This window comes from Pseudomonas sp. PS02302 (assembly GCF_029959585.1).
Classification (GTDB): Bacteria; Pseudomonadota; Gammaproteobacteria; order Pseudomonadales; family Pseudomonadaceae; genus Chryseomonas; species Chryseomonas aestiva.
The window spans coordinates 19227-29325 of sequence record NZ_JASCON010000070.1 but is presented as its reverse complement, the minus strand read 5'-3'; the positions used below and the strand labels follow the sequence as shown (position 1 = coordinate 29325).

At 68.5% G+C, this 10099-nt stretch carries 9 protein-coding genes; 6 read left to right on the top strand and 3 right to left on the bottom strand.

The genetic code is table 11. From position 1 onward, the window contains the following. Nucleotides 1-82: 82 nt before the first annotated feature. Genes QMX82_RS19810 through QMX82_RS19795 form a run of 4 tightly spaced genes read left to right on the top strand, consistent with a single transcriptional unit; the run spans nt 83 to nt 5170 of the window. Complete coding sequence (locus QMX82_RS19810) at nt 83-1924, top strand: amidohydrolase (protein ID WP_282286779.1); 1842 nt, start codon at nt 83-85, stop codon at nt 1922-1924. A 12-nt stretch (nt 1925-1936) separates the two neighbouring features. Continuing rightward, complete coding sequence (locus QMX82_RS19805) at nt 1937-3532, top strand: MFS transporter (RefSeq protein WP_282286777.1); 1596 nt, start codon at nt 1937-1939, stop codon at nt 3530-3532. 48 nt (nt 3533-3580) lie between these two features. Then, nucleotides 3581-4204, top strand: a complete 624-nt coding sequence (ycaC, locus tag QMX82_RS19800; protein WP_017641105.1) for an isochorismate family cysteine hydrolase YcaC — start codon at nt 3581-3583, stop codon at nt 4202-4204. Nucleotides 4205-4258: 54 nt separating this feature from the next. Continuing rightward, the gene (locus tag QMX82_RS19795; protein ID WP_282286774.1) at nt 4259-5170 is read left to right on the top strand and encodes a LysR substrate-binding domain-containing protein; all 912 of its coding nucleotides are present in this window, start codon (nt 4259-4261) and stop codon (nt 5168-5170) included. On the opposite strand, the gene QMX82_RS19790 is transcribed toward QMX82_RS19795, so the two are convergent. Next, nucleotides 5148-6392: an MFS transporter gene (locus QMX82_RS19790; protein ID WP_208693784.1), complete on the bottom strand. Its 1245-nt coding sequence runs from the start codon at nt 6390-6392 to the stop codon at nt 5148-5150. The genes QMX82_RS19795 and QMX82_RS19790 overlap by 23 nt on opposite strands. Nucleotides 6393-6659: 267 nt before the next feature. Here QMX82_RS19790 and QMX82_RS19785 point away from each other — a divergent pair, with 267 nt between their 5' ends. Continuing rightward, nucleotides 6660-7028, top strand: a complete 369-nt coding sequence (locus tag QMX82_RS19785; protein ID WP_208693785.1) for a hypothetical protein — start codon at nt 6660-6662, stop codon at nt 7026-7028. A gap of 443 nt (nt 7029-7471) precedes the next feature. Here QMX82_RS19785 and QMX82_RS19780 read toward each other — a convergent pair whose 3' ends face one another. Together QMX82_RS19780 and QMX82_RS19775 are read right to left on the bottom strand one after the other, a co-directional pair. After that, on the bottom strand, nt 7472-7822 hold the full coding sequence (locus QMX82_RS19780) for a VOC family protein (protein WP_208693786.1): 351 nt from the start codon (nt 7820-7822) through the stop codon (nt 7472-7474). A 107-nt stretch (nt 7823-7929) separates the two neighbouring features. After that, nucleotides 7930-8805, bottom strand: coding sequence for a LysR substrate-binding domain-containing protein (locus QMX82_RS19775; protein ID WP_208693787.1), 876 nt, complete (start codon nt 8803-8805; stop codon nt 7930-7932). A 102-nt stretch (nt 8806-8907) separates the two neighbouring features. Between QMX82_RS19775 and QMX82_RS19770 the strand changes: the two genes are divergently transcribed. Continuing rightward, complete coding sequence (locus QMX82_RS19770) at nt 8908-10095, top strand: MFS transporter (protein WP_282286768.1); 1188 nt, start codon at nt 8908-8910, stop codon at nt 10093-10095. Nucleotides 10096-10099 lie beyond the last annotated feature (4 nt).

Genomic DNA, 10099 nt, shown 5'->3' with positions numbered 1-10099 from the left:
CGCGATCTGCGGGCCTGCGGCGCCCGCGGAGCCTGCCCGGGCGCCTGGCGCCCGGACTTCTGATCCTGGTCCCGGAGGCCACATGCAACACGCCGATCTGATTCTGCACAACGGCAAGCTCCACACCGTCGATCCCGAGCGCCCCGAGGCGACCGCGGTCGCCATCAAGGACGGCGTCTTTCTTGCCGTGGGCAGCGACAGCGACGTCATGGCCCATCGCGGCCCGGGCACCCAGGTGGTCGACCTGCGCAGTCGCCGCGCCATCCCGGGCCTCAACGACTCCCACCTGCACCTGATCCGCGGTGGCCTCAACTACAACCTGGAACTGCGCTGGGAGGGCGTGCCCTCGCTGGCCGACGCCCTGCGCCTGCTCAAGGACCAGGCCGAGCGCACCCCGGCGCCCCAGTGGGTGCGGGTGGTGGGCGGCTGGAACGAATTCCAGTTCGCCGAGCGTCGGCTGCCGACCCTGGAGGAGCTCAACCAGGCGGCGCCGGACACCCCGGTGTTCATCCTCCACCTCTACGACCGGGCGCTGCTCAACCGCGCCGCCCTGCGTGTCGTGGGCTACACCAAGGACACGCCCAATCCGCCAGGTGGCGAGATCCAGCGCGATGCCCGCGGCGAGCCCACCGGCATGCTCATCGCCCGGCCCAACGCCATGATCCTCTACGCCACCCTGGCCAAGGGGCCCAAGCTGCCGCTGGAATACCAGGTCAACTCCACCCGCCAGTTCATGCGTGAACTCAATCGCCTGGGCCTGACCAGCGCCATCGACGCCGGCGGCGGCTTCCAGAATTACCCGGACGACTACCAGGTGATCCAGGAACTGGCCGATGCCGACCAGCTCACCGTGCGCATCGCCTACAACCTCTTCACCCAGCGGCCCAGGGAAGAGCTGACCGACTTCAGGAACTGGACCAGCAGCGTCACCCTGCACCAGGGCACCGACTTCCTCCGCCACAACGGCGCCGGCGAGATGCTGGCCTTCTCCGCGGCCGACTTCGAGGACTTCCTCGAACCGCGCCCGGACCTGCCGCCCACCATGGAGGCCGATCTGGAACCGGTGGTGCGTCACCTGGTGGAGCAGCGCTGGCCGTTCCGCCTGCACGCCACCTATGACGAATCCATCTCGCGCATGCTCGACGTCTTCGAACGCGTCAATCGCGACGTGCCCTTCAACGGGCTGCCCTGGTTCTTCGACCACGCCGAGACCATCAGTCCGCGCAACATCGAGCGGGTCAAGGCCCTCGGCGGCGGCATCGCCATCCAGGACCGCATGGCCTTCCAGGGCGAATACTTCGTCGACCGCTATGGCGCCCAGGCGGCCGAGCAGACCCCGCCGATCCAGCGGATGCTCGCCGAAGGCGTACCGGTAGGGGCGGGGACCGATGCCACCCGCGTCTCCAGCTACAACCCCTGGACCTCGCTGTACTGGCTGGTCAGCGGCCGTACCGTCGGCGGCCTGGCGCTCTATCAGGAAGGCCTGCCGCGGGCCACCGCCCTGCAGCTGTTCACCCAGGGCAGCGCCTGGTTCTCCTCGGAGCAGGGCAAGAAGGGCCAGTTGCGGGTGGGCCAGCTGGCCGACGTGGCGGTGCTCTCGGCGGACTTCTTCACGGTCGAGGAAGAGGCCATCAAGCACCTGGAGTCGGTGCTGACCGTGGTCGGCGGCCGCATCGTCTATGGCGCCGAAGAATTCGATCGCCTGGGTCCGCCGCCCTTGCCGGTCACCCCGGACTGGTCGCCGGTGGTCAAGGTGCCCGGCCACTGGAAGCCCGGCGCGCCCCTGCAGGCCGTCGTGCACCAGTGCGCCGGCGCCTGTTCCGTGCATGGCCACGGCCATGAGCGGGCGCGCCAGAGCCGGGTGCCGGTCAGCGACTTCAGTGGCTTCTGGGGCGCCTTCGGCTGCTCCTGCTTCAGCTTCTGAGGAGCGTCCGCCATGACCGCCGCCGCCCTGAGTCCCACCACCGCCTCGCCCTGGCAGCCCCTGCGTCAGCGCACCTTCCGCTGGCTGTGGCTGGCCAGCATCGCCTCCAACATCGGTACCTGGATGCACGAGGTGGGCGCCGGCTGGCTGATGACCTCGCTGTCGGCCAGTCCTCTGGCGGTGGCCCTGGTCCAGGTGGCGGGGGCGCTGCCGATGTTCCTGCTGGCACTGCCGGCCGGTGCCCTGGCCGACATCGTCGACCGCCGGCGCTACCTGCTCGGCGTGCAACTGTGGATGGCCGCGGTGGCCCTGGCCCTGGCCGGGCTGACCCTGGCCGGCTGGATGACCGTGCCGCTGCTGCTGGGGCTGACCCTGGCCATGGGCGTGGGCACGGCGCTGATGCTGCCGGCCTGGTCGGCGCTGACCCCCGAGCTGGTCGACAAGCGCGAGCTGCCCGCGGCCATCGCCCTGTCCAGCCTGGGCATGAACGTGGCCCGGGCCCTCGGCCCGGCGCTGGCCGGGGTGCTGGTCAGCCTGTCCGGTCCCTGGCTGACCTTCGCCCTTAACGCCGTTTCCTTCCTGGCCGTGATCGTCGCGCTCCTGACCTGGCGACGCCAACCTGCAGCCGCCGTGCTGCCCGCGGAGCGCCTGCTGGGCGCCGTCCGGGTCGGCCTCCGCTATGCCCGCAGCTCGCTCCAGCTGCAGGTGGTGCTGGCCCGGACCGCCGCGTTTTTCCTCGGCGCCAGCGCCGGTATGGCCCTGTTGCCACTGCTGGTGCGCCAGGCCCTGCAGGGCACCGCCCTGGATTTCGGCATCCTGCTCGGGTGCGTCGGCCTGGGTGCCATCGGCGGCGCCATGCTCCTGCCACGGCTGCGCGAGCGGCTATCCAGCGATCTCCTGGTGGCGGGTGCCAGTGCGCTCTATGCCGGGGTGCTGCTCGGCCTGGCCTGGATTCGCGACTTCGCCTGGCTGCTGCCGGTCATGCTGGTCAGCGGCCTGGCCTGGATCGCCGTGCTCTCCAGCCTGCAGGTGGCGGCCCAGACCGCCGTGCCCGCCTGGGTGCGCGCCCGTGCCCTGGCCGTCTACATCCTGGTGTTCTTTGGCACCAGCGCCCTGGGCGGCTTGCTCTGGGGCGCCCTGGCCAGTCACTTCTCCCTGAGTCTGGCGCTGAGCGCGGCGGCCGGGGTGCTGCTGGCCGGCATCGGGCTGACCTGGCGCCTGCGTCTGCCGGTCACCCCGGCGGCCGATATCGCCCCTTCGCTGCACTGGCCGGCGCCCATCCTCGACGACTCCCTGGATCGCGAGCGCGGCCCGGTGATGGTCACCCTGGAATACGACATCGCCCCCGAACACGGTCCGGCCTTTCGCCAGGCCATGCAGGCGGTGGGCGCCATGCGCCGGCGCAACGGCGCCTTCTCCTGGGCCCTGCTGCAGGACAGCGCCGAGCCGCGCCGCTGGCAGGAATTCTTCTGCGACGAATCCTGGCTGGAACACCTGCGCCATCACCACCGCGTCACCCAGGGCGAACAGCGCCTGGAAGCGGCGGCGCGCCAGTACCAGACCCCCGGCGTACCCGTCGCCATCCGCCATCTCCTGGGCGGCGCCTGATGCCGCCCTTCACCCGCAACCCCCAACCACTCCCCTGAGGACTCCACCATGAGCAAGCCCTACAACCGTCTCGACAAGAACGATGCCGTCGTCCTGCTGATCGACCACCAGGCCGGTCTGATCTCGCTGGTGCAGGATTTCACCCCCAGCGACTTCAAGAACAACGTCCTGGCCCTGGCCAACAGCGCCAAGTTCTTCGGCCTGCCCACCATCCTCACCACCAGCTTCGAGCAGGGCCCCAACGGTCCGCTGGTGCCCGAGCTGGTCGAGCTGTTCCCCGAGGCGCCGTACATCGCCCGGCCCGGCCAGATCAACGCCTGGGACAACGAAGACTTCGTCGCCGCCATCAAGGCCACCGGCCGCAAGCAGCTGATCATCGCTGGCGTGGTGACCGATGTCTGCGTGACCTTCCCGGCCCTGGCGGCCATCGCCGAAGGCTTCGACGTCTTCGTGGTGACCGATGCCTCCGGCACCTTCGACAAGACCGTGCAACAGGCCGCCTGGGCGCGCATGAGCGCCGCCGGCGTGCAGCTGATGAACTGGTTCAGCGTGGCCTGCGAACTGCATCGCGACTGGCGCAACGACATCGAGGGCCTGGGTGCCCTGCTGTCCAACCACATCCCCAACTACCGCAACCTGATGACCAGCTACGCCAAGCTGTCCGCCAAGTAAGGTAAACGACAGTCAGGCGCCCCTCCCGGCGCCTGACCTTCGCGGAGGGATGCCGTGAACCGCAACGACCTGCGCCGCATCGACCTGCACCTGCTGGTGGTGTTCGAAAGCCTGATGCACGAGCGCAACCTCACCCGCACCGCGGAAAAGCTCTTTCTCGGCCAGCCGGCCATCAGTGCCGCCCTGGTACGCCTGCGGCAATTCTTCGACGATCCCCTGCTGGTGCGCAGCGGTCGGGCGATGGAGCCCACGCCGCGGGCCCTGGCCATTCTCGAACGGCTGCGCCCGGCGCTGGACGGCCTGTCCAATGCCTTGAGCGAAGTCGACGACTTCGACCCCGGCGCCAGTCGCGCGGTGTTTCGCCTGGGCATGTCCGACGATGTCGAGTGCGGTCTGCTGCCGCCGCTGCTGGCCCATCTGCGCGAGGTGGCGCCGCACTGCGTGCTGGTGGTGCGCAACGCCAACTTCCTGCTGCTGCCCGGCCTGCTGGCCAGTGGCGAAGTCTCCCTGGGCATCAGCTACACCACCCAGCTGCCGGCCAACGCCAGGTGCCGCACCCTGAGGCATATCCGCGCCCTGGTGGTGCGCGCCGACCGCGATCCCGCGCCCCTGACCCTGGATGACTATTGCGCGCGGCCCCATGTGCTGGTGTCCATGTCCGGCGATCTCTGCGGCAACATCGACGACGACCTGGCGCGCCTCGGCCGCAGTCGCAAGGTGGCCCTGGGCGTGCCCCACTTCAACGGTCTCGGCGCCCTGCTGGCCGGCAGCGAATTGCTCGCCACGGTGCCCGACTACGCCGCCCGGGCGCTGGCTGCGGGCGGCGGCCTGCGCATCGAGGAAGCGCCGTTTCCGATCGTCCCGGCCAAGCTGTCGCTGGTCTGGCGCGCGGCCCAGGACCAGGACCCGGGCGAGCGCTGGCTGCGTGGCGAGATCATCAGATTCATGGGCGAACCGGCTGCGTGAGCCCTGCCGGCTGCTCGGCCACCGCTCCGGAAATCTGCATGCCACGGGTCTCCTTGCCGAAGGCCACGAAGAGGATGATCAGCACCGCCACGGTGCCTGCCACCAGCGCCATGGCCAGGCCATAGTTGCCGCCGTGGGCCGCCGCGATATGCGCCTGCAGGGTAGCGTTGACCGAGGCCAGCAGGTTGCCCATCTGGTAGACGAAGCCCGGCAGCACGGCGCGTACATTGCCCGGCACCAGTTCGTTGAGATAGGTGGGCACCACGCCCCAGGCGCCCTGCACCATGAATTGCATCAGGAAGGCGCCGATGCCCAGCGTCCAGGAGCCGCTGGAGAAGGCCCACAGGGGCAGGACCGGCAACGACAGCAGTGCGGCCAGCATGATCGCCTTCTTGCGGCCGATGCGTTCCGACAGCGAACCGAACAGCACGCCGCCGAGCATCGCCGCGATGTTGTAGCCGATGGCGATCAGACTCACGGTATGGGCATCGAACTGGTGCTGCACCTTGAGGAAGGTGGGATAGAGGTCCTGGGTGCCGTGGCTGAAGAAATTGAAGCAGGCCATCAGCAGCACCATGTACAGGCAGATCTTCCAGTGCTGGCGCAGGATCGGCAGCAGGGCAGTACTCTCCTTGCGCTGGCGCGCGGCCAGCCACACCGGCGACTCCGGCACCTTGAAGTAGATGAAGGGCAACAGTAGCACCGGCAGGGCGCCGATCAGGAACATACCGCGCCAGCCCACCGTGGTGAAGAACAAGCCGAAGACGATGGAGGCGAGCAGGTAGCCGCAGGGATAGCCGGCCTGGAAGATCCCCGACATCAGCCCGCGCGAGCGATCGGGGATGGTTTCCATCGCCAGCGACGAAGCCACGCCCCAGACCCCGCCCATGGCCACGCCGTAGAGAAGACGGAAGGCCATGAACGCCATGAAGGTCGGTGACCAGGCGGACAGCAGCTCGAACACCGAGAACAGCACGATGTTGAGCATCAAAATCGGCCGGCGCCCATGCCGCTCGGCCAGGCGCCCGAAGATCAGGGCGCCTAGCGGACGCACCGCCAGGGTCAGCATGATCGACAGGGAGACATCGGTCACCGAGTTGTGGAAATACGTCGCCAGGTTGCTGAGGACGAAGACCAGGATGAAGAAGTCGAATGCATCCATCGTCCAGCTGGCAAAGGTGGCGAAGGCCACGTTGCGCTGTGTCGAAGTCCAGGTAGACATGGCCAATCTCCTTGGTCGAAGGGCTGTCGACGCCCTGGCGGCTCGCGGGGGCCAGTGAGGAGGCAGCCTTGCTTGTAGTGGTTGTGTCGCTAGCCTCTCCCCAGAGCGCTTACGAGAACCTTAAGGTAAGCACCACAAAAGTCCGCGCCTGACCGGAGACGTCCGGGGGCACCATCAGCCGCGTCGATAAGCGCTATCCGCCGGTACGATTTATGGACGAGGGCGTTGGCTTCTTACGATGGCTCCATATTGTTTGGAGCCACTCCCATGTCCCTCGCCGCCCTTCGCAACGCCCTCCGCCTGCTGGCCTGCGCCGGCTTCCTCGCCCTGCTGGCCGGCTGCGCCAGCTCCCACAACGCCTACCTCAAGGATGGCAGCACGGCCTACCTGGTGCAGTGCAACGGGGTCTTCGGCAGCTGGTCCGGTTGCGCTGGCGAAGCAGAGGAGCGCTGCAGCACCGGCAGCTACCGGGTGCTCGCCCGCAACCACCTGGACGGCGCCAGCGAAGCCCAGGCCGAAGCCAGTGTCGCCGGCCAGTCCTATCCGGTGCGCAACCTGCTGGTGCAGTGCCAGGGCGAACAACTGGCCTGGCGGGTGGGCACCTTCGTCCGCCGGCTGCCGGTCAGCGAGGGTTGAGGGCAGGTCGGTAGGCTGTCGAGTGTTCCACAGCGGCTGAACACCTGCTCGGCTGGCCCCTCTCTCTGGGAGAGGGTTGGGATAAGGGCACGCCCCGCACACTGAAGTCACTCCCGGAAAAGGCTCTGGCCATGGCTGCGATAGACCGTAGGTTGGGTTGAGACGGCTCCATCGTCGAAGCCCAACAGGGATGTTCAGTCTTGAGCCATGTTGGGCTTCGCTGTGCTCAACCCAACCTGCGCGGGCTCTTAGCCGCGGTCGCATCGGCGGACCACCAGGCGAGCAGACCCGTAGGTTGGGTTGAGACAGCTCCATCGTCGAAGCCCAACGGGGAGGTTCAGCCTTGAGCCATGTTGGGCTTCGCTGCGCTCAACCCAACCTGCGCGGGCCTCAAGGCGCGGTCGCACCGGCGGACCACCAGGCGAGCAAACGGCGGTCAGTCCTCAAGCGTGCTCAAGAAAATTCAGGAGCCGTCCACCGGGATCGCGGACAAAGAAGCGCCTCACGCCCCAGGGCTCCGTCACCGGACCGTACTCCGGCACGTAGCCCGCGCCGGCCAGTCGACGCAAGACCTCGTCCAGGTCATCGACTTCCAGCGACAAGTCCGGCACCGGCGTACCCGAGCCACCCTCCACCGCGAAACTGACCTGGGGACTGGCCTGGCCCGCGCCGACGAAGGTCAGGATCCAGCCGTGGTCCATCGCCAGCGTCAGGCCCAGGAGCTCACCGTAGAAGACCCTGGCGGCGGCCAATTGCTCGGTGGCGATGTTCGGTACGATGCGCGTGATCTGCATGGACGAAATCTCCGGCGGTAAGGGCCTGACAGCTTAGCAAGCCGCTGCCGCCAGGCAGTCACTCGCGTATCCGCTCGGCGACGGCACCGCCGGCCAGTGAGCGCGGGCTACTCCGCCAGAGCCTCTTCCAGGACCTTGAGGAATTCCCGCGTCGCCGGCGTCGGCAGCGGCGACCAGATGGCATGGACGTTACGCTGGGGCGCATCGCTGACCGGCACCCGGGCCAGACCGGCAAAGGTGCTGGCGATACTCTGAGGCACCAGGCCGATCGCCAGCCCACGGCGGACGAAGCGTTCCAGCAGCTGCATGTTGCCCGTCTCGAAACGCACCCGATGAGGCAGGCCCAGGGCGGCGAAGGCCTCGTCGGTCTGCCGCCGGGCGCCGCTGCCGGCGGGCAGGTCCACCAGCGGCAGATCCACCAGCTCGTGCAGCGACAGCCTTTCCCGCCCCGCCAGGGCGTGCGCGGCCGGCAGCACTGCCACCAGTTCCTCGCTGAGCAGTAGGCGGCTGGCCACCGCCTCCAGGGCCACCTGGCGCGACAGGCCGATCAGGGCGAAATCCAGTTGTCGCTCGCGCACCGCCGCCAGCAGCGTCTCGCTCTTGTCCTGGCGCAGCCGGATGTCCACCTGGGGATGGCGGGCATGGAAGGTGGCCAGCAACTCGACGATATCCAGGCGTGGCACCGAGGAGATCAGGCCCAGTGTCAGGGTGCCGCGAATGGCGCCGACCGCGGCGGCCACGTCCTGCTGCAACCTTTCCACCGCCGCCAGCGCCTGCCGCGCCTGGACCAGCAGCGCTTCGCCGGCGGGGGTGAGGCGCACCTGCCGCGGCAGGCGTTCGAACAGGGTAGCGCCCAGTTCGGCTTCCAGGCGGGCGATCTGGTGACTGAGCGCCGACTGCACCACATGACAACGCTCGGCAGCGCGGGTGAAGTGGCGCTCCTCGGCTAGGGCGACGGCGAATTCCAGTTGCTTGAGGTTCATGGCGCTATCTTGAAATGAGATCGAAACCATCTTAACGATTCATTTAACCGATGGCTGCCGTTGTCCGATACTGACCAGCCTTTCCCATGCCGGACCTCGCGGATGTCGAACCCCACGCCTCCTCTCAGCCGCTGGCTGACCCTGCTCATGGCCGTCGCCACCGGTATCGCGGTGGCCAGCAACTACTACAACCAGCCGTTGCTGCACACCATCGCCCAGCGCTTCGACCTCAGCTACACCCAGGCCGGCAGCATCGTCACCACCGCCCAGCTCAGCTACGCCGCCGGGCTCCTGCTGCTGGTGCCCCTGGGCGATCTGCTGGAGCGCCGCCGGCTGATCGTCACCATGAGTGTGATCGCCGCCGCCGGCCTGGCCCTGAGCGCCACCGCCACCAGTCTGACCTGGCTGCTAGTGGGCACCGCCATGACCGGGCTCTTCTCGGTGGTGGCCCAGGTGCTGGTGCCCTTCGCCGCCACCCTGGCCGCGCCGGAGCAGCGGGGCAGGGCGGTAGGCACGGTGATGAGCGGCCTCATCCTCGGCATCCTGCTGGCCCGTACCGTGGCCGGGGCGCTCTCGTCCCTGGGCGACTGGCGCACCGTCTATGCCGTGGCGGCCGGTCTGATGCTGGCCACCGCCCTGGCCCTGCGCCTGGCGCTGCCGCGCTATCAGCAGTCGGCGGGCCTGAGCTATCCACGGCTGCTGGGTTCGGTGTTCGTGCTCTTGCGCGACGAACCCCTGCACCGCCTGCGCACCCTGTTGGGCTGTCTGGGCTTCGCCGTCTTCGCAATGTTCTGGACGCCCCTGGCCTTTCTGCTCGCTGCCGAACCCTATGGCTTCAGCGACGGCACCATCGGCCTGTTCGGTCTCGCCGGCGCGGTGGGCGCCCTGGCCGCCAACCTGGCCGGGCGCATGGCCGACCAGGGCAAGGGTGGTCTTGCCACCAGCATCGGTCTGGCTTCCCTGACCCTGGCCTGGCTGCCCCTGGCCTTCGCTCAGCAGTCGCTGGCGGCGCTGCTGGTCGGCATCCTGGTGCTGGATCTCGCCGTGCAGCTCAGCCACGTCAGCAACCAGAACGTGGTCTATCGCCTGCGCCCGGAAGCCCGTAGTCGCCTCAACGCCGGCTACATGACCGGCTACTTCCTTGGCGGCTCCCTGGGTTCGCTGCTGTCGGCGCGGCTGTACGAGCACTTCGGCTGGACCGGCGTCAGCCTGGCCGGGTGCCTGCTGGCCGCCACGGCGCTGGCCGTCTGGTGCCTGTTCCTGCTGCGCCAGCGCCAATCCCGGGCATGAATCG

What these genes read in the sequence shown, in the direction of transcription:
- QMX82_RS19810 (WP_282286779.1), top strand. Translation starts at nt 83, where the DNA reads ATGCAACACGCCGATCTGATTCTGCACAACGGCAAGCTCCACACCGTC.
- QMX82_RS19805 (WP_282286777.1), top strand. Translation starts at nt 1,937, where the DNA reads ATGACCGCCGCCGCCCTGAGTCCCACCACCGCCTCGCCCTGGCAGCCC.
- ycaC (WP_017641105.1), top strand. Translation starts at nt 3,581, where the DNA reads ATGAGCAAGCCCTACAACCGTCTCGACAAGAACGATGCCGTCGTCCTG.
- QMX82_RS19790 (WP_208693784.1), bottom strand. Translation starts at nt 6,392, where the DNA reads ATGTCTACCTGGACTTCGACACAGCGCAACGTGGCCTTCGCCACCTTT.
- QMX82_RS19785 (WP_208693785.1), top strand. Translation starts at nt 6,660, where the DNA reads ATGTCCCTCGCCGCCCTTCGCAACGCCCTCCGCCTGCTGGCCTGCGCC.
- QMX82_RS19780 (WP_208693786.1), bottom strand. Translation starts at nt 7,822, where the DNA reads ATGCAGATCACGCGCATCGTACCGAACATCGCCACCGAGCAATTGGCC.
- QMX82_RS19775 (WP_208693787.1), bottom strand. Translation starts at nt 8,805, where the DNA reads ATGAACCTCAAGCAACTGGAATTCGCCGTCGCCCTAGCCGAGGAGCGC.
- QMX82_RS19770 (WP_282286768.1), top strand. Translation starts at nt 8,908, where the DNA reads ATGTCGAACCCCACGCCTCCTCTCAGCCGCTGGCTGACCCTGCTCATG.